Source organism: Pseudomonas sp. HT11, assembly GCF_044875395.1.
In the GTDB taxonomy this organism is placed as follows: Bacteria; Pseudomonadota; Gammaproteobacteria; order Pseudomonadales; family Pseudomonadaceae; genus Aquipseudomonas.
In genome coordinates, this window is record NZ_CP173217.1 from 6222038 (window position 1) to 6240790 (window position 18753).

An 18753-nucleotide genomic window follows, 5' to 3' on the forward strand; every position below is an offset into this window, starting at 1 on the left:
ACCTTTCTTAAAGCGACGAGTATTTCTTGCGCAGACGCTGACGAATCAGCTCGGCGAGGGTGTTCATGATGAAGGTGAACAACAGCAGCACCAGCGCCGAGAGGAACAGCACGCGGTAGTGGCTGCCGCCGACTTCCGACTCGGGCATTTCCACTGCGACGTTAGCCGCCAGGGTGCGCAGGCCTTCGAACAGGTTCATCTCCATCACCGGGGTGTTACCGGTGGCCATCAACACGATCATGGTTTCACCGACCGCACGGCCCATGCCGATCATCAGCGCCGAGAAAATCCCCGGACTGGCGGTCAGGATGACGACGCGGGTCATGGTCTGCCATGGCGTGGCGCCCAAGGCCAACGAGCCCAGGGTCAGGCCGCGCGGCACGCTGAACACGGCGTCTTCGGCGATGGAGTAGATGTTCGGGATCACCGCAAAACCCATGGCCAGGCCGACTACCAGAGCGTTGCGCTGGTCGTAGGTGATGCCCAGGTCGTGGGAGATCCACATGCGCATGTCGCCGCCAAAGAACCAGGTTTCCAGGTACGGGCTCATGTACAGCGAGAGCCAGCCCACAAACAGGATCACCGGGATCAGGATCGCGCTTTCCCAGCCATCGGGAACGCGCAGGCGGATCGACTCAGGCAAGCGGCTGAACACGAAGCCGGCCACCAGGATGCCAATCGGCAACAGCATCAGCAGGCTGAAAATCCCCGGCAAATGCCCTTCGACATACGGCGCCAGGAACAGGCCGGCGAAGAAGCCGAGGATCACCGTCGGCATCGCTTCCATCAGTTCGATCACCGGCTTGACCTTGCGGCGCAGGCTCGGGGCCATGAAGTAGGCGGTGTAGATCGCAGCGGCCACTGCCAGTGGTGCGGCCAGCAACATGGCGTAGAACGCGGCCTTCAGGGTACCGAAGGTCAGCGGCGCCAGGCTCATCTTGGGTTCGAAATCAGTGTTGGCGGCGGTCGATTGCCAGACGTATTTAGGCTCGTCGTAGTTTTCGTACCAGACCTTGCTCCACAACGCGCTCCAGGACACTTCCGGGTGCGGGTTGTCCAGCAACAGCGGTTGCAGCTTGCCGCCGGCTTCGACGATGACGTGGTTGGCGCGTGGCGACAGGCCGAACACGCCTTGGCCATCGACCACCGGGTCGACCAGCAGCGTGCGGTGCGCGGTGCTGTGGAACACGCCGAACTTGCCGGACGCGTCGAGGGTGGTGAAGCCTTTGCGACGTTCTTCAGCGGTGATTTCAACGATAGGCGCGGTGCCCATCTGGAAGGTACGGATCTGTTTCAGGCGTTGCTCGCCGTCCGGGTCGCGGGCCATGAACCACTGGGCCAGGCCGCCTTTGGAGTTACCCACGATCAGCGAGATACCGCCCACCAACTGAGTGCTGGCAGTGATTTCGGCGTTGCCGTCTTCGAGCAGTTTGTAGCGACCGTTGAGGCTCTTGTCGCGCAGGCTGAAGACGTCAGCAAGGGCACGACCGTTGATCACATACAGCCACTGCTGGCGTGGGTCGATGAAGATCGCCTTTACCGGCTCGGTCATTTGCGGCAGCTCGATACGCTTCTGCTCGCTGGTGACTTCGCCAGTCATCATGTTTTCTTCGCGGCTCAGGCTCAGCACGTTCAAGTAGGAACCTGCGGAACCGGCAACGACCAGCGAGGAATCGGTGGCGTTAAGTGCGACGTGCTCCAGCGGGCGACCCTGCTCGTCGAGCACGATCGGCGTTTCGCCGTAAGGGTATTCAATGGCCGGGGTGATGGTTTTCTTGCCGTCCGGGTAGGACACCTTATAAGTGTGGCGGAACACCAGGGACTGGCCATTGGACAAACCCAGGATCACCAGCGGGCTGCCCGGCTGGTCTTCACCAATGGACGCAACGCTGGCGCCTGCCGGCAGCGGCAAGTCGACACGCTTGAGTTCAGCACCCGTGTCCACATCAAAGAACAGCGCCTGGCCCTTGTCGGAAACCCGCATGGCAACCTGGTTCTGCTCTTCGAGGGAGATCATCAACGGCTTGCCGGCGTCCTGCATCCAGGCGGGCGTCAGCGCATCTTCCTTGGTCAGCGAGGCGCCCTGGAACAGTGGCGCGACGACGTAGGCAAGAAAGAAGAAAATCAGGGTAATGGCGCCGAGGACGGCGAGGCCGCCGATCAACACGTACCAACGGGTCAGGCGATCCTTGAGCGCGCGAATGCGGCGCTTGCGTTGCAGCTCAGGCGTATTGAAATCAATGCGCTTGGGGGGAGAAGTCGTCGTCATGGTGGAATTGGCCAGATCATTCATGCGCACACCCTAGCGATCCTGTATGACAGAAAGATGACAATGCAGTGACGCAGCAAAGCCGCCGCGTAGCAGAGCTGGCAGCGGACTAAAAAATTAGGGGTGTAGACGGTTTAATGTGAGAGCGGGCTTGCCCGCGATGGCATCAATGCGGTCTCAACGCTACACCGCGTCGCCAGCATCGCGGGCAAGCCCGCTCCCACACAAAAGCATGCATCTACACCAGGTCTTGCAGGCTTAGTTGCCTTCTTTCAAACCCAGGTCAGCCAGGGCCTTGGCGGCCACTTTGGCTGGCAGCGGGATGTAGCCGTCTTTGACGACCACTTCCTGGCCCTGTTTGGACAGAACCAGCTTCACGAACTCAGCTTCCAGCGGAGCCAGAGGCTTGTTCGGAGCTTTGTTGACGTACACGTAGAGGAAGCGCGACAGCGGGTATTTGCCGTTCAGGGCGTTTTCTTCGCTGTCTTCGATGAAGTCAGTGCTGCCTTTCTTGGCCAGGGCCACGGTCTTCACGCTGGCGGTTTTGTAACCGATGCCCGAGTAACCGATGCCGTTCAGCGAGGAGCTGATCGACTGCACAACCGACGCCGAACCTGGTTGTTCGTTCACGTTAGGTTTGTAGTCGCCTTTGCACAGGGCTTCTTCCTTGAAGTAGCCGTAGGTGCCGGATACCGAGTTACGACCGAACAGTTGCACCGGCTTGTTGGCCAGGTCGCCGGTCACGCCCAGGTCGCCCCAGGTTTTGACATCAGCTTTGGCGCCGCACAGACGCGTCGAGGAGAAGATCGCGTCGACTTGTTCCATGGTCAGGTGCTGGATCGGGTTGTCCTTGTGCACGAACACGGCCAGGGCATCCACAGCCACCGGGATAGCGGTTGGCTTGTAGCCGTACTTCTGCTCGAAGGCCGCCAGTTCGGTGTCCTTCATCTTGCGGCTCATCGGGCCCAGGTTGGAGGTGCCTTCAGTCAGCGCAGGCGGTGCAGTGGCGGAGCCGGCAGCCTGAATCTGGATGTTGACGTTCGGGTATTCCTTTTTATAGGACTCAGCCCACAGGGTCATCAGGTTAGCCAGGGTGTCGGAACCAACGCTGGACAGGTTGCCCGATACACCGGTGGTCTTGGCGTAAGCCGGAATTGCCGGGTCAACACCAGCGGCTACCGCGTTAGCGGTCGCAACGCCAGCAGCGACAAAAGTCATTGCCGCCATCAAACGTTTCAGTTTCATGCCTTGCTCCTAGCAGATAGGGATAGTTGGATCGGGGCCAAGTATCGGTAGGCCGTGTGAACACTCTATGTCCGCAATGTGACAATTAGATGAAAGGCCAGCATTTGTGAAAAACCTGACAGGAAGGGGAAAGATCAGTAAATCCGGGACTTGCGAGGAGGTTGAAGCGCATGAAGCGGTGTTTCAGAAATACTCTGTAATCGTTGGTCAACCACAAACCCTGTGGCGAGCGAATGCCCTCGCCACAGCGTCATTGCAGGGTTTTAGCGCCCGCGCTTCCACAGATAGCCACCCACCAGCATCCCCATCACACACAGCACGGCGACATAGTAGGCAGGGCCCATCGGGCTTTCCTTCATCAGCAGCGACACCGCCAGCGGCGTCAAACCACCAAACACGGCGTAAGCGACGTTGTAGGAGAACGACAACCCGCTGAAACGCACCACCGGCGGGAAGGCTTTCACCATCACGTAAGGCACCACGCCGATCACCCCGACAAACAGGCCGGTCAGGGTGTACAGCGGGAAAAGCCAGTTCGGATGATCGATCAGGCTGTGGTACAGCGTCCACGACGTTGCCAACAGCAACAGGCAACCGATGACCAGCACGCGGCCAGCGCCAAAACGATCAGCCAGGGCGCCGGAAGCGATGCAGCCCAGGCTCAGGGTCACGATGGCCAGGCTGTTGGCTTGCAATGCGATGGTCGGGCTGAAGTGGTAGACGGTTTGCAGCACGGTCGGGGTCATCAGGATGACCACGACAACACCGGCCGACAGCAACCAGGTCAACAGCATCGACAGCACGATGGCGCCACGGTGGTCGCGCAATACCGCGCGCAATGGCAGCTCGGCGGCCAAGGTTTTGCGTTGCTGCATCTCGGCGAAGATAGGCGTCTCATGCAGCCAGCGGCGCAGGTACACCGAGAGCAGGCCAAACACGCCGCCCAGCAGGAACGGGATACGCCAGGCGTAATCGGACACTTGTTCCGGGCTGTAGAGCGTGTTGATGGCGGTGGCCACCAGCGACCCCAACAGGATGCCGGCGGTGAGGCCGCTGGTCAGGGTGCCGCAGGCATAGCCGATGTGGCGCGGCGGTACGTGTTCAGAGACAAACACCCAGGCGCCCGGTACTTCGCCGCCGATGGCCGCGCCCTGGATGACGCGCATCAACAGCAGCAGAAGCGGCGCCCACAGGCCGATCTGCGCGTAGGTCGGCAGCAGGCCCATGATCAGGGTCGGCACGGCCATCATGAAGATGCTCAACGTGAACATCTTCTTGCGGCCGAGCAGGTCGCCAAAGTGCGCCATGATGATGCCGCCCAACGGACGAGCCAGGTAACCGGCGGCAAAGATGCCGAAGGTCTGCATCATGCGCAGCCATTCCGGCATATCGACGGGGAAGAACAGTTTCCCGACCACGGTGGCGAAAAACACGAAAATGATGAAGTCGTAAAATTCCAGCGCCCCGCCCAAGGCAGACAGCGACAGGGTTTTGTAGTCGTTGCGGGTCAGCGGGCGCGACGGTTGCGCGCTGCTTGCGGGCACGGAGGACATGGCAAGGCTTCTCTTATAGTAATGACGGCAAGCCCGGGACTTGCGGCGGGTCTGGCAAGATAGCAAATCGCTTGAAAAAGCACAGCGCCCACCGAATAACACTTTGCAGGCGCGCGTTAACACCCGTTTCTTCCCTTTATTAGCCATCAGAAGCACAGTTGCGGGAAAAAGCCGCATTACAGCCAGGATTTGCCGACCAAATGAGCGCCGGGAGGTCGTCGTGGCGCCAGCGTCTCGATATACTCGGCCCCTGCAAGCGCAAGAACCCCAGTCTTGAGGGGCTGCTGTGCCAAAACGTCGTTGGGTGCCATCCAGCCGATTTGGCAGAGTTTCCCTTTAGTACGCCTTACGAGAAACGCATCGAGCGGTGTATGTTGGTGCTGAAACGTTTTTCCAGAGACGGCTATCCACTTGAAATACCCATGAAGCGTCACGGGTCAGAGGCACCCTCGGCATGATCGAACTCGAACAAGAAGATCCTATCCCGCAAGGCGATCTCGCCCTGCAAATCACCGCACTCCCGCGTGAAACCAACGGTTTTGGCGATATCTTCGGCGGCTGGCTGGTCGCGCAGATGGACCTGGCCGGCACCGCCATGGCCAGCAAAGTGGCCGGCGGACGTGTCGCCACGGTGGCGATCGATCGCATGGCGTTCCTGGTGCCGGTGGCGGTCGGCGCGCAATTGTCCTTCTATACCCAGGCCCTGGAAATCGGCCGCAGTTCGATCCAGATGATGGTCGAGGTGTGGAGCGACGACCCGCTGTCCAGCGAATGGCGCAAGGTGACCGAGGCGGTATTTGTGTTTGTCGCCATCGACGGCAGCGGCCGTACCCGCTCGGTGCCATCGCGCGCGCGTTAAACATCGCCGGGTTTTGACGGTCAATTGCCCCATTGCCTGCCATGAGAGAGCACTGCTATGCCTACGCCCCACGTTGAAACCGTGAAAATCGACGAGCTGGACTGCTGGCGCGTCCGCCACAACGGCGCCGAAGTCATGGTGGCCCAACAGGGCGCGCACATCTTCAGTTACCAGCGCCAGGGCGAGCAGCCAGTGATCTGGCCGAACCCTGAGGCGGTATTCAAGCAGGGCAAAGGCATTCGTACCGGCGTGCCGGTGTGCTGGCCATGGTTTGGCGTATTCGACCGTAACCCGCAAAACGTGAAGGCGATGCGCCAAAGCGACCAACCCGCGGGGGCCCATGGTTTTGTGCGCACGGCACTGTGGGAATTGGCTGCAACCGAACTCGAAGGCCAGGCATTGCGCGTCGACCTGGTATTGCCGGTGCCGGCGGGCGGCTTTCCCGGCTGGCCGCATCAGGTCGACCTGAAGCTGAGCCTGCTGCTGGACGATCAACTGCATATCCGCCTGACCAGCCACAACCGTGGCAGCGACACCGTGACCCTCAGCCAGGCGCTGCACACCTATTTCGCCGTGAGCGACGTGCGCAACGTGCAGGTCGAAGGCCTGGACGGGCTGGCCTATATCGACACCGCCGACGGCTGGAGCGAAAAGACCCAGTCGGGCCTGCTGCACTTCAGCGCGGAGACCGACCGCATCTACCTGGACACGCCGGCGCAGTTGAGCATTGTCGATAAAGACTGGCAGCGTCGTCTCCAGCTCACCAGCCAAGGCTCGAACTCGACCGTGATCTGGAACCCCTGGACCGAACGCGCCAAGGCGTTCGACGACATGGCCGATGACGGCTGGCAGGGCATGCTGTGCATCGAAACGGCGAATGTGCTGGATGATGTGGTGGCACTGGCGCCGGGTGAAAGCCACACACTGGGCGTGAGCATCACAAGTCTCGCCTTGTAAATAACGAGCAAAATGTGGGAGCTGGCTTGCCTGCGATAGCATCACCGCGGTGTATCAGTCACACCAAGGTGGCTGCATTGCAGGCAAGCCAGCTCCCACACTGATTTGCGTTGTGGCTTAGAGATCGGATTCCTTCACCGCTCGCACCTTCCCCGCATCCAGCGCATACGCCGCATCCGCCAAATCGTTATTGACCTTCTCCACCTTCAGCGTGCCGGTAACCCACAACGGCGTGTAGATGTCATCCAGCTTCAACCCCTTGGGATAACGCACCAGCACCAACTGGTTGGGCGGCGGAGGCGGCACGTGGATGCAGGCGCCTGGGTACGGCACCAAAAAGAACAGCGTGCTGCGGCCCTTGGCGTCGGTTTCCAACGGCACCGGGTAGCCGCCGATGCGGATGTTCTTGCCATTCATGGCGGCCACGGTCTTGGTCGAATACATCACCGCCGGCAAGCCTTTGCTTTGCTTGAGGCCACCTTTGTCGGTGAACGTGCCTTGGGCTTCGGGGGAGTTGTGGTCGATCTCGGGCATGGCTTCGAGGGCTTTCTGGTCCGACAGCGGCATCAGGTCGAGCCAGTCGGTTTCCGGCAGTTCGCCAGCGTGCGCCAGGCCAGAGCCCAGCAAGAGGAGAGTCAACAGAAGACGGCGCATGGTGAGGCTCGGCAAGTACAGGTGGCGAGCATTCTAGCCCTCTGCGCCTGCGCAGCGCAGAGGGCTTTGTCGCTTAATTACTTTTTACGCAGCAGACCGTAGATCACCAGCAGCACGATGGCGCCGATCAGCGCACCGATAAAGCCTGCACCTTGACCTGCCTGGTAGATGCCCAGGGCCTGACCACCGTAGGTGGCGACCAGAGAACCTGCGATACCCAGCAGGATGGTCATGATCCAGCCCATGCTGTCGTCGCCTGGCTTGAGGAAACGCGCCAGCAGGCCGACGATCAAGCCGATAAAGATGGTTCCGATGATACCCATGGCATTTCCCTCTGATTGAATGTGAGTCATGCCAAAGCCTAGTCAGGCTTTGCCATCCTGCAATCAGAGAGACGGCGGTGACCAATGGTTCCCGCCGATCCTCAGGTTATTGCTCGGCGATCAGCGCTTCGACCTTGAGGATCTGAGCTTGCAGCGTTGCACGGTCCTTGCAGCGCAGGTTGGCGTGGCCAACCTTGCGTCCAGCCTTGAAGGCCTTGCCGTAGTGATGCAGATGGCAATCATCGATCGCGATCACGCGCTCAACCGGCGGCACAACGCCGATGAAGTTGAGCATGGCGCTTTCGCCGACCTTGGCCGTGGAGCCCAGCGGCAAGCCCGCCACCGCCCGCAGGTGGTTTTCGAACTGGCTGCACTCGGCGCCTTCGGTGGTCCAGTGCCCGGAGTTGTGCACACGCGGCGCGATTTCGTTGGCCTTGAGGCCACCGTCGACTTCAAAGAACTCGAATGCCATCACACCGACATAATCCAGCTGCTTGAGTACACGGCTGGAATAGTCTTCGGCCAGGGCCTGCAACGGGTGATCGGTGCTGGCCACGGACAGCTTGAGGATGCCGCTGTCGTGGGTGTTGTGCACCAACGGGTAGAAGCGGGTTTCGCCATCACGGGCACGCACGGCGATTAGCGAGACTTCACCGGTGAAGGGCACGAAGCCTTCCAGCAGGCAGGCGACGCTGCCCAGCTCGGCGAAGGTGCCAACCACATCGGCGGCGGTACGCAGCACTTTCTGGCCCTTGCCGTCATAACCCAGGGTGCGGGTTTTCAGCACGGCCGGCAGGCCGATGGAGGCGACTGCAGCGTCCAGGTCGGCCTGGGACTGGATGTCGGCGAAGGCCGGCGTCGGGATGCCCAGGTCCTTGAACATGCTCTTCTCGAACCAGCGGTCGCGAGCGATGCGCAAGGCTTCGGCGCTCGGGTAAACCGGTACGAACTGCGACAGGAAGGCCACGGTTTCGGCCGGGACGCTTTCGAACTCGAAGGTCACCAGGTCGACTTCTTCGGCCAGTTGGCGCAGGTGATCCGCGTCGCTGTAGTCAGCCCGCAGGTGTTCACCGAGGGCCGCCGCGCAAGCGTCCGGCGCCGGGTCCAGGAAAGCGAAGTTCATCCCCAGCGGGGTTCCCGCCAAGGCCAGCATGCGGCCCAGTTGGCCGCCACCGATTACACCGATTTTCATCAATCAATAACCTCAGGCGATGCGTGGGTCTGGATTGTCCAGCACGCTGTCTGTCTGCTCAGCACGGAATTTTTTCAGCACCGCGTGAAACTGCGGGTGCTTGGCGCCCAGGATGCTGGCAGACAGCAAAGCGGCGTTGATCGCGCCGGCCTTGCCGATCGCCAGGGTGGCCACCGGGATACCGGCGGGCATCTGCACGATGGACAACAGCGAATCCACGCCCGAGAGCATCGACGACTGCACCGGCACACCGAGCACCGGCAGGTGGGTCTTGGCCGCACACATGCCTGGCAGGTGCGCCGCACCGCCGGCACCGGCGATGATCACCTCGATGCCACGGGATTCTGCTTCATCGGCATACTGGAACAGCAAATCCGGCGTGCGGTGGGCAGAGACCACTTTCACTTCATACGGAATGCCGAGTTTTTCCAGCATATCGGCGGTGTGGCTAAGGGTGGACCAATCGGACTTGGAGCCCATGATCACGCCAACCAATGCACTCATCGTCGTGCCTCTTCTCTCTGGGCGCCCGCAGGCGCGTCAAAAAACAACAAGCCACGCAGGAAATCCGGCGTGGCTTGTTGTACGAAATTTGGCCGGTTGGACCGGCCGAAGGCCGCGCAGTATACCGTAATAATCCAGATAAACAGCCCCTGGAATGACCATCTGTCCAGTGGCGCAAACCAGCGGTTTTATTGACTTTCAGGTCAGCGAAAACACTACCGATAAACCATGGAAACTGGATCAATGTGGGAGCTGGCTTGCCTGCGACAGCATCACCTGAATATGCCCGATGTACCGAGGCGCCTGCATCGCAGCGGTGCGGCGATCCGACAAGCCAGCTCCCACACTAACCGCGTTCAACTGGAGGGGACTGCGCCGCCCCACCTTCCAACTTGCGCCACAACAACCGTACGTTGGCCTTGCGCACCAACGCGCAGCGATACAAACGAATCTCCAACGGCACATGCCATTGCGGCCCGCCGCACACCACCAGTTCGCCCCGCGCCAGTTCGGCACGCACACTCAGTTGCGGCACCCAGGCAATGCCCAGCCCTTCCAGCGCCATGCTTTTGAGGCTATCGGCCATGGCGGTTTCGTAGATGGTGGTAAAGCGCAGGGAGCGCTGGCGCAACAGCAGGTTTACCGAGCGCCCCAGGAATGCCCCGGCGCTGTAGGCCAGTAACGGCACACTGCCCTCGCCTTCCAGGTCAAACAGCGGCTTGCCGTCGGCATCGGCGGCGCACACCGGGAGCATTTCGGTGTTGCCCAGGTGCAGCGACGGGAAGATTTCCGGGTCCATTTGCATGGCCGCGTCCGGGTCGTAGAACGCCAGCATCAAATCGCAACCGCCTTCGCGCAGCGCATGCACCGCGTCGCCGACGTTGGTGGCAACCAGCCGCGTGGCGATGTTCAGGCCTTCATTGCGCAGTTGCGCGATCCAGCGAGGGAAGAAGCCCAGCGCCAGGGAATGCGCTGCCGCCACTTGCATGACCTCGCCCTGCCCGCCTTCCAGATGATGCAAATGACGCAGCACTTCGCCGAGCTGCTCGACCACCGTGCGCGCGGTGACCAGAAACAGCTGCCCCGCCGCCGTCAGTTCGACGGGCGTGCGCGAGCGGTTGACCAGGGTCAGGCCCAGCGCGGCTTCCAGGCTGCGAATACGCCGGCTGAAGGCCGGCTGGGTGACAAAGCGCCGTTCCGCCGCCTGGGAAAAGCTGCGGGTCGCCGCCAAGGCGCTGAAGTCTTCCAGCCATTTGCTCTCAAGGTTCATCACTTCCTCCCACGGGTACGCACCATTTTGGCACACACGCCCGCCATGATAACCGGGTCACACCGACATTATGCCGTTTGTGCATAGGCCAGTGTTTAACAGCATTGGCCCAAAAACTCCCACAAGCCTAGCATTCGCAGCGTTCCGGCCAGTTCCGGGTCCATATCGAGATGATTTCCGTCATGTCCTCCGCTGCATCATTCCGCACAGAAAAAGACCTGCTTGGCGTACTCGAAGTACCTGCTCAAGCGTATTACGGCATCCAGACCCTGCGAGCGGTGAACAACTTCCGCCTCTCGGGCGTTCCGATTTCGCATTACCCGAAATTGGTGGTCGGCCTGGCAATGGTCAAGCAAGCAGCCGCTGACGCCAACCGCGAGTTGGGCCAGCTCAGCGAAGCCAAGCACGCTGCCATCAGCGAAGCCTGTGCCCGTCTGATCCGCGGCGATTTCCACGAAGAGTTCGTGGTGGACATGATTCAAGGCGGCGCCGGCACTTCAACCAACATGAATGCCAACGAAGTCATCGCCAACATCGCGTTGGAGGCCATGGGCCACAACAAGGGCGAATATCAGTACCTGCACCCTAACAACGACGTGAACATGGCGCAGTCGACCAACGACGCCTACCCGACCGCAATCCGCCTGGGCCTGCTGCTGGGCCACGACGCACTGCTGGCCAGCCTCGACAGCCTGATCCAGGCGTTCGCCGCCAAAGGCGTCGAATTCAGCCACGTGCTGAAAATGGGCCGCACCCAACTGCAAGACGCCGTGCCGATGACCCTCGGCCAGGAATTCCGTGCCTTCGCCACCACCCTGGGTGAAGACCTGGCCCGCCTGAAAACCCTGGCGCCAGAGCTGTTGACCGAAGTGAACCTGGGCGGCACCGCCATCGGCACCGGCATCAACGCCGACCCGCGTTACCAGGCCCTGGCCGTACAACGCCTGGCCGTTATCAGCGGCCAGCCAGTGGTCCCGGCTGCCGACTTGATCGAAGCCACCTCTGACATGGGCGCCTTCGTGCTGTTCTCCGGCATGCTCAAGCGTACCGCGGTGAAGCTGTCGAAGATCTGCAACGACCTGCGCCTGCTGTCCAGCGGCCCACGCACTGGCATCAACGAGATCAACTTGCCGGCACGCCAGCCAGGCAGCTCGATCATGCCCGGCAAGGTCAACCCGGTTATCCCGGAAGCCGTGAACCAGGTGGCGTTCCAGGTAATCGGCAACGATTTGGCCCTGACCATGGCAGCCGAAGGCGGCCAACTGCAGCTGAACGTGATGGAGCCGCTGATCGCCTTCAAGATCTTCGACTCGATCCGCCTGCTGCAACGCGCCATGGACATGCTGCGCGAACACTGCATCGTCGGCATCACCGCCAACGAAGCGCGTTGCCGCGAACTGGTGGAGCACTCCATCGGCCTGGTGACCGCGCTGAACCCGTACATCGGCTATGAAAACGCCACCCGCATTGCGCGTATCGCCCTAGAAAGCGGCCGCGGCGTGCTGGAACTGGTGCGCGAAGAAGGCTTGCTCGACGACGCCATGCTCGACGACATCCTGCGCCCCGAAAACATGATTGCCCCACGTCTGGTCCCGCTGAAGGCCTGACGGTTGTTGCACTGCTCACCAGGTTGAGGGACTAGACACCTCTCACCTTTTGAGGGCCTGAAGGCTCGTTCTTCAGGCCCTTTTTTTTGCCTCAAGGTTGTGAAATGACGCCCATAAAAAATCCAATATCGCCCTGCAAACCCTCCTTGCCTGCAACAGCTTGGCTGAAACCTTTAATCGCCCCGTGCAGACGGATCACGCTCTCCTAGGTATAGTGCCGCCCCTCTTCGCGTCAGAGATTGTCGGTAACGAGGTCCTGGACAGCGCGAAACCGCATGAATAACAACACCCGCAAAAGGATTGGGGTCGAAGCGTCGTGCACTGCCTGGTGCCGAGCGATGCGTCGCACCGTCCTGCGTTTTTGCCATTAGAAAAATCAGCGAGGAACACTCCATGCTCGAAGTCATCAACGACTTCCTCTCAGGGAAAGTACTGATCGTGCTCATTGTCGGGCTCGGCGGCTATTTCACGATTCGCTCGCGTTTCGTTCAGTTGCGCCACTTTTTCCACATGTTCTCGGTGTTCAAAGACAGCCTGAAGAGCAGCTCCGGCCAGCTCAGCTCGTTCCAGGCGCTGATGCTCAGCCTGGCCGGCCGTGTGGGTGCCGGTAACATCGCAGGCGTCGGTATCGCCGTGACGCTGGGCGGCCCCGGTGCCGTGTTCTGGATGTGGGTCACCGCGCTGGTGGGCATGTCCTCGAGCTTTATCGAATGCTCCCTCGGCCAGCTGTACAAGCGCACCGACGCTGAAGGCACCTACCGTGGCGGCCCGGCCTACTACATTCAGCACGGCCTGCAGAAGCGCTGGCTGGGTATGGTCATGGCGTTCCTGTTGCTGGTGACCTTCGGTTTCGCCTTCAACGGCCTGCAAGCCCACGCTGTGACCCACTCGCTGAACAACGCGTTCGGCCTGGACACCACCTACACAGGCCTCGCGCTGGCGGTATTGCTGGGCCTGGTGTTCATTGGCGGGATCAAGCGTATCGCCTCGATCGCCGACCTGCTGGTGCCGGTCAAGACGCTGGTCTACATCGCCGTGACCCTGTACGTGATCGTGCTGCAATTCGACCACGTGCCGGCCATGCTCGCGACCATCGTCAAGAGCGCCTTCGGCCTCGACCAGGCCTTCGGTGGCCTGGTGGGCAGCGCGATCATCATGGGTGTGAAGCGCGGCGTGTTCGCCAACGAAGCCGGTTTGGGCAGTGCGCCTAACGTGGCGGCAGTGGCCTCGGTAGAACACCCGATCGCCCAAGGTGTGGTGCAAGCGTTCAGCGTGTTCCTGGACACCTTCGTGATCTGCACCTGCACCGCGTTGCTGATCCTGCTCTCCGGTTTCTACACCCCGGGCTTTGAAGGCGACGGCATTGCCCTGACCCAGAACTCCCTGGCGGCGGTCGTCGGCGACTGGGGCCGGATGTTCATCTCGGTGGCCCTGGCGTTGTTCGTGTTCACCTCGATCATGTACAACTACTACCTCGGCGAGAGCAACCTGCGCTTCATCGTGGGCGACAACCGCAAGGTGCTGATGGGCTACCGCGCGCTGGTGCTGGTGCTGATTTTCTGGGGTTCCATCGAGAACCTCGGCACCGTGTTCGCCTTCGCCGACATCACCATGACCCTGCTGGCGTTCGTCAACCTGTTCGCCCTGGCGTTCCTGTTCAAGATCGCCATGCGCATCCTGAACGACTACGACGGCCAGCGCGCGGCAGGCATCAAGACGCCGGTGTTCGACTCCAGCCAGTTCCCTGACCTGGACCTGGACCGCAAGGCCTGGCCTGCGAACCCGGTGAAGCCTGAGCCTGGCGCTCAAGCCTCGGCTGAACTGAACGCTCAAGCGCCACGCTGAGCGCAGCAAGCCTAGATAGATGACACGCCGCCCGGCCTTGGGCATGCTCTGGGCCCGGCGGCGTTTTTCGTTCAGGAGAAGTCTCGATGACCACAGCTAACACCATCATGGTGCTCTACACCGGCGGCACCATCGGCATGCAAGCCAGCGCCAACGGCCTGGCCCCGGCATCCGGTTTTGAAGCGCGCATGCGCGAACAACTTGCCACCCTGCCACTGCCTGCCTGGCGCTTCCGGGAAATGGCGCCCCTGATCGACAGCGCCAACATGACCCCGGCCTACTGGCAGCGCCTGCGCGTCGCGGTGATTGAAGCCGTGGACGAGGGCTGCGACGCGGTACTGATCCTGCACGGCACCGACACCCTGGCTTACAGCGCGGCGGCCATGAGCTTCCAGTTGCTCGGCCTGCCGGCGCCGGTGGTGTTCACCGGTTCCATGCTGCCCGCCGGCGTGCCCGACAGCGACGCCTGGGAAAACGTCAGTGGCGCCCTGCACGCGTTGGGCGAAGGTCTGTCGCCGGGCGTTCAGCTGTATTTCCATGGCGCGCTGATGGCGCCGACCCGTTGCGCGAAAATCCGTAGTTTCGGTCGTCACCCGTTTGCTGCCCTGCAACGCAACGGGGGTGTCGCCCAGGCCGAAATGATCCCGGCCGCCCTGCATTACCGTCAGCCCAAAGCGTTGGCCAACGTCGGCGTGCTGCCGCTGGTGCCGGGTATCGCCGCCGGCCAACTGGATGCGCTGATCGACAGCGGCATTCAGGCGCTGGTGCTCGAATGCTTCGGCAGCGGCACCGGGCCGAGTGACAACCCGGCCTTCCTCGCCAGCCTCAAGCGTGCGCAGGACCTGGGTGTGGTCGTCGTCGCAATCACCCAATGCCATGAGGGCGGCGTGGAACTGGACGTGTACGAAGCTGGCAGCCGTCTGCGCGGCGTGGGCGTGCTTTCCGGTGGCGGCATGACCCGCGAAGCGGTGTTCGGCAAGCTCAACGCCTTGCTCGGCGCTGGCCTCGAAATCAGCGAGGTCCGCCGCCTGGTAGAACTGGACCTGTGCGGCGAACTGAGCTGACCGGCATGTAACTTGCTCCCCTTCCAGCCATCTCCTGGCTGGAAGTTCCCATGCTGCACTCCCACCTCACCACCCTCAATGCCGTTTCTTTGGTGCTCAACACCTTCAAGGCCGAAGGTTTGCCGTTTGAGGCGCTGCTGGCCGGCAGTGGTATCTGCGCGGCGGACCTGAGCCGCTCCGACACGCGCATTACCACCAATCAGGAGATGCGCGTGTGTGCCAACGCCGTGGCCCTGCGCCAGGATGTCGGCCTGGAGCTGGGGCGCCAAATGCATGTTTCGGCCTACGGCATGCTCGGTTACGCCCTGCTCACCAGTGCCACCTTCGGTGACGCTTTGCGCCTGGCCCTGCGTTATCCGGCGCTGTTGGGAACACTTTTCGAGCTGAGCCTTGAAGAGGATGGTGATCGCATCTGGTTCACCGCCAGCGATTACCGCGAAAACCCTGCGCTGGAAATGTTCAACGTCGAACTGTGCCTGGCCTCGCTCAAGGTGATCTGCGACGACCTGCTCGGCCAGCCCCTGCCGCTGCTCGCCGCACGCTTTGAACATGACGCCCCGGACTACCGCACGCGCTACACCGAGCGCTTCCCTTGCCCGTTGCAGTTTCAGGCCACCGCCAACGCCTTTGCCTTCGACAAGCACTGGCTCGAACGGCCGCTGCCGCTGGCTGACGCAATTACCCACCAGGCCATGGCCGAGCGCTGCCGCAAACAGAACCTGGAGTTCACCGGGCGCCAGGCCTGGCTGAGCAGGATTCGCCAGCTGCTCACCGCCCAACTCAACGCAGCACCTGGCCTGGAAGGCCTGGCCGAGCAGATGAACTGTTCGGCGCGCACCCTGCGTCGGCATCTGCACGATTTGGGATGCAGCTATCAGGAACTGCTCGACGAGCTGCGCTTTGAGCGCGCCAAGCAATTGCTGGCCGAAGACCAATGGCCGATCTATCGGATTGCCGAGGCGTTGGGCTTCAGTGAAACCGCGAGTTTCAGGCATGCGTTTGTCCGCTGGAGTGGCGTGGCGCCGAGCCAATTTCGACCGTGACGCCCCATTGAGGGGCGAATTTCGGACAGACAATTTGGCCATATTCATCCCCTTTTGGCCGCTCCTGCCATTCTCATAAACGGCGTCCGCCGCAAGACTGCATCCACCGATACAGCCTGCGGAGAACAACAAATGCTGACGATCTACTCGGACGATCACCACCTGCACCACGGCCGTTGCGAACTGATGGACGGGCAATTGATGCCGTGCTTTGAGATGCCCTCGCGTGCCGACCACGTGCTGCAACGGGTCAAGGACCGTGAACTGGGGCCGGTCAACGCGCCACAGGACTTTGGCCTGGCACCGCTGCAACGCATTCACAGCCGTGACTACCTGGATTTCTTCAAAGGTGCCTGGGAGCGCTGGACCGAATTTGGCCAGGACGGCGACCTGCTGCCCTACACCTGGCCCGCCCGCACCTTGCGCCGCGTGTTGCCCACCAGCCTGCACGGGCAGCTCGGTTACTACAGCTTCGACGGCGGCGCGCCGATTACCGCCGGCACCTGGCAAGCGGCCTACAGCGCGGCGCAAGTCGCCCTCACCGCCCAGGCCGCCATCCAACAGGGCGCCCACAGCGCCTTCGCCCTGTGCCGCCCGCCGGGGCATCACGCCGCCAGCGACTTGATGGGCGGTTATTGCTACCTCAATAACGCCGCCATCGCCGCCCAGGCCTTTCTCGATCAGGGCCACAAAAAAGTCGCGATTCTCGATGTGGATTACCACCACGGCAACGGCACCCAGTCGATTTTCTATGAGCGCAGCGATGTGCTATTCACCTCGATCCACGGCCACCCGGAAGCGGAATTTCCGTTTTTTCTGGGTTATGCCGATGAGCTGGGCGACGGCGCGGGTGAAGGTTTCAACTTCAACTATCCACTGCCCGCCGGCTCCGGCTGGGACACCTGGAGCGCCGCGCTGGAGCAGGCCTGCCAGGAAATTACGCGCTACGGCGCCGACATCATCGTCGTGTCCCTGGGTGTGGACACCTTCAAGGACGACCCGATCTCGCAGTTCAAGCTCGACAGCCCGGACTACCTGGCCATGGGCGCGCGTATCGCTCGGCTGGGCAAACCCACGCTGTTCGTGATGGAAGGCGGTTATGCGGTGGAAGAAATCGGCATCAACGCCGTCAACGTTCTCGAAGGTTTTGAAGGGGCAGCCCAATGAACATGCTCAAGTCACTCGTGCTCTGCGCCGCCGTTATCAGTGGCGCGGCGCATGCCGAAGAGAAAACCCTGCGGGTCTACAACTGGTTCGACTACATCACGCCCAAAGTGCTGGATGACTTCAAGGCACAGCACTCCGACATCAAGCTGGTGTACGACATTTTCGACACCAACGAGGCGCTGGAAGCCAAGCTGCTGACCGGCAACTCCGGCTATGACGTGGTGGTGCCGTCCAACGTGTTTCTGGCCAAACAGATCGAAGCCGGCGTATTCCAACCGCTGGACCGCAGCCAGCTGCCGAACTGGAACCACCTCGATCCCAAGCTGATGAAGCTGATCGAAGCCAACGACCCGGGCAATAAATTCGCCGTGCCCTACATGTACGGCACCATTCTCATCGGCTTCAACACGGCCAAGGTCAAGGCCGCGCTGGGTGACAACGCGCCGGTGGACAGCTGGGACCTGATCTTCAAGGAAGAAAACATCAGCAAGCTCAAGCAGTGCGGCGTCGCGCTGCTGGACTCGCCTTCGGAGATTCTGCCGCTGGCCCTGCAACACCTGGGCCTTGACCCCAACAGCAGCAACCCCAAGGACTATGAAAAAGCCGAAGCGCTGCTGATGAAAATCCGCCCCTACATCACGTACTTCCACTCCTCCAAATACATGGCCGATATCGCCAACGGTGACATCTGTGTGGCCGTTGGCTATTCCGGCAGCTTCTCCCAGGCCGCCAACCGCGCCAAAGAGGCGAAGAACGGCGTGACCGTGGACATGCGCCTGCCCAAGGAAGGTGCGCCGATCTGGTTCGACATGCTCGCCATCCCCAAAGGCGCCAAGAACCCGCAGGACGCCTACACCTTTATCAACTACCTGCTGCAACCGCAGGTGATCGCGCCGATCAGCGATTTTGTCGGCTACCCCAACCCCAACAAAGACGCGACCGAGCAGGTGGATGCGTCGATTCGCAACAACCCCAACCTGTACCCGACCGAGGCGGCCATGGCCACGCTCTACACCTTGAAACCACTGGGGCGCGATGCCGAGCGCGCTCGCACGCGGGCCTGGACCAAAATCAAGTCGGGCACCTGACACCCCACCGCCAACGGACAGTCAGTGACCCTGAGACTGACTGTCCGCCACCCAGCGGCTCACAAAAGAACCTGCCACCCGAGCAGCGCTGCAACCTCCCTGGTCGCTGGGCC

Annotated in this window: 16 protein-coding genes; 8 read left to right on the forward strand and 8 right to left on the reverse strand. The window is 61.5% G+C overall.

The features are described 5' to 3' along the window. Positions 1-7 precede the first annotated feature (7 nt). From ABWL43_RS28815 to ABWL43_RS28825, 3 genes are all read right to left on the reverse strand, one after another. Positions 8-2041, reverse strand: a complete 2034-nt coding sequence (locus ABWL43_RS28815; protein WP_404488508.1) for an ABC transporter permease subunit — start codon at positions 2039-2041, stop codon at positions 8-10. Positions 2042-2527: 486 nt separating this feature from the next. Then, entirely contained in the window at positions 2528-3514 is a 987-nt protein-coding gene (locus ABWL43_RS28820) for a phosphate ABC transporter substrate-binding protein PstS (RefSeq protein ID WP_106575903.1), read from the reverse strand. A gap of 263 nt (positions 3515-3777) precedes the next feature. Next, positions 3778-5067, reverse strand: coding sequence for an MFS transporter (locus tag ABWL43_RS28825; RefSeq protein ID WP_145158243.1), 1290 nt, complete (start codon positions 5065-5067; stop codon positions 3778-3780). A 454-nt stretch (positions 5068-5521) separates the two neighbouring features. Between ABWL43_RS28825 and ABWL43_RS28830 the strand changes: the two genes are divergently transcribed. Together ABWL43_RS28830 and ABWL43_RS28835 are read left to right on the forward strand one after the other, a co-directional pair. Then, the gene (locus ABWL43_RS28830; RefSeq protein ID WP_003176975.1) at positions 5522-5926 is read left to right on the forward strand and encodes an acyl-CoA thioesterase; all 405 of its coding nucleotides are present in this window, start codon (positions 5522-5524) and stop codon (positions 5924-5926) included. Positions 5927-5983: 57 nt separating this feature from the next. Further along, positions 5984-6883 (forward strand): D-hexose-6-phosphate mutarotase, encoded by a 900-nt coding sequence (locus tag ABWL43_RS28835; protein WP_404486010.1) that lies wholly within the window; start codon positions 5984-5986, stop codon positions 6881-6883. A gap of 117 nt (positions 6884-7000) precedes the next feature. On the opposite strand, the gene ABWL43_RS28840 is transcribed toward ABWL43_RS28835, so the two are convergent. The 5 genes from ABWL43_RS28840 to ABWL43_RS28860 form a co-directional block, all read right to left on the reverse strand. Next, positions 7001-7537, reverse strand: coding sequence for a DUF3299 domain-containing protein (locus ABWL43_RS28840; RefSeq protein ID WP_106575906.1), 537 nt, complete (start codon positions 7535-7537; stop codon positions 7001-7003). Positions 7538-7614: 77 nt separating this feature from the next. Then, on the reverse strand, positions 7615-7860 hold the full coding sequence (locus tag ABWL43_RS28845) for a GlsB/YeaQ/YmgE family stress response membrane protein (protein ID WP_010168336.1): 246 nt from the start codon (positions 7858-7860) through the stop codon (positions 7615-7617). A 106-nt stretch (positions 7861-7966) separates the two neighbouring features. Continuing rightward, positions 7967-9052, reverse strand: a complete 1086-nt coding sequence (locus ABWL43_RS28850) for a 5-(carboxyamino)imidazole ribonucleotide synthase (protein WP_404486013.1) — start codon at positions 9050-9052, stop codon at positions 7967-7969. Positions 9053-9064: 12 nt separating this feature from the next. Further along, positions 9065-9556, reverse strand: a complete 492-nt coding sequence (gene purE, locus ABWL43_RS28855; protein WP_003195648.1) for a 5-(carboxyamino)imidazole ribonucleotide mutase — start codon at positions 9554-9556, stop codon at positions 9065-9067. Positions 9557-9902: 346 nt separating this feature from the next. After that, positions 9903-10826: a LysR substrate-binding domain-containing protein gene (locus tag ABWL43_RS28860; protein WP_106575908.1), complete on the reverse strand. Its 924-nt coding sequence runs from the start codon at positions 10824-10826 to the stop codon at positions 9903-9905. Between the two features lie 182 nt (positions 10827-11008). Between ABWL43_RS28860 and aspA the strand changes: the two genes are divergently transcribed. The 6 genes from aspA (at position 11009) to ABWL43_RS28890 (ending at position 18640) form a co-directional block, all read left to right on the forward strand. After that, positions 11009-12433 carry an aspartate ammonia-lyase gene (aspA, locus tag ABWL43_RS28865; RefSeq protein WP_025854459.1) on the forward strand — a complete coding sequence of 475 codons (1425 nt, stop codon included), beginning with the start codon at positions 11009-11011 and terminating at the stop codon, positions 12431-12433. A gap of 393 nt (positions 12434-12826) precedes the next feature. Further along, positions 12827-14278, forward strand: coding sequence for a sodium:alanine symporter family protein (locus ABWL43_RS28870; RefSeq protein WP_145158252.1), 1452 nt, complete (start codon positions 12827-12829; stop codon positions 14276-14278). An 86-nt stretch (positions 14279-14364) separates the two neighbouring features. Further along, the gene (locus ABWL43_RS28875) at positions 14365-15342 is read left to right on the forward strand and encodes an asparaginase (RefSeq protein WP_242201203.1); all 978 of its coding nucleotides are present in this window, start codon (positions 14365-14367) and stop codon (positions 15340-15342) included. Positions 15343-15392: 50 nt separating this feature from the next. Continuing rightward, positions 15393-16385 (forward strand): AraC family transcriptional regulator, encoded by a 993-nt coding sequence (locus ABWL43_RS28880; protein WP_404486016.1) that lies wholly within the window; start codon positions 15393-15395, stop codon positions 16383-16385. Positions 16386-16517: 132 nt separating this feature from the next. Then, positions 16518-17552: a histone deacetylase family protein gene (locus ABWL43_RS28885; RefSeq protein WP_404486018.1), complete on the forward strand. Its 1035-nt coding sequence runs from the start codon at positions 16518-16520 to the stop codon at positions 17550-17552. After that, positions 17549-18640 carry a polyamine ABC transporter substrate-binding protein gene (locus ABWL43_RS28890; protein ID WP_404486020.1) on the forward strand — a complete coding sequence of 364 codons (1092 nt, stop codon included), beginning with the start codon at positions 17549-17551 and terminating at the stop codon, positions 18638-18640. The genes ABWL43_RS28885 and ABWL43_RS28890 overlap by 4 nt, the downstream gene beginning before the upstream one ends. The last annotated feature ends 113 nt before the right edge of the window (positions 18641-18753 follow it).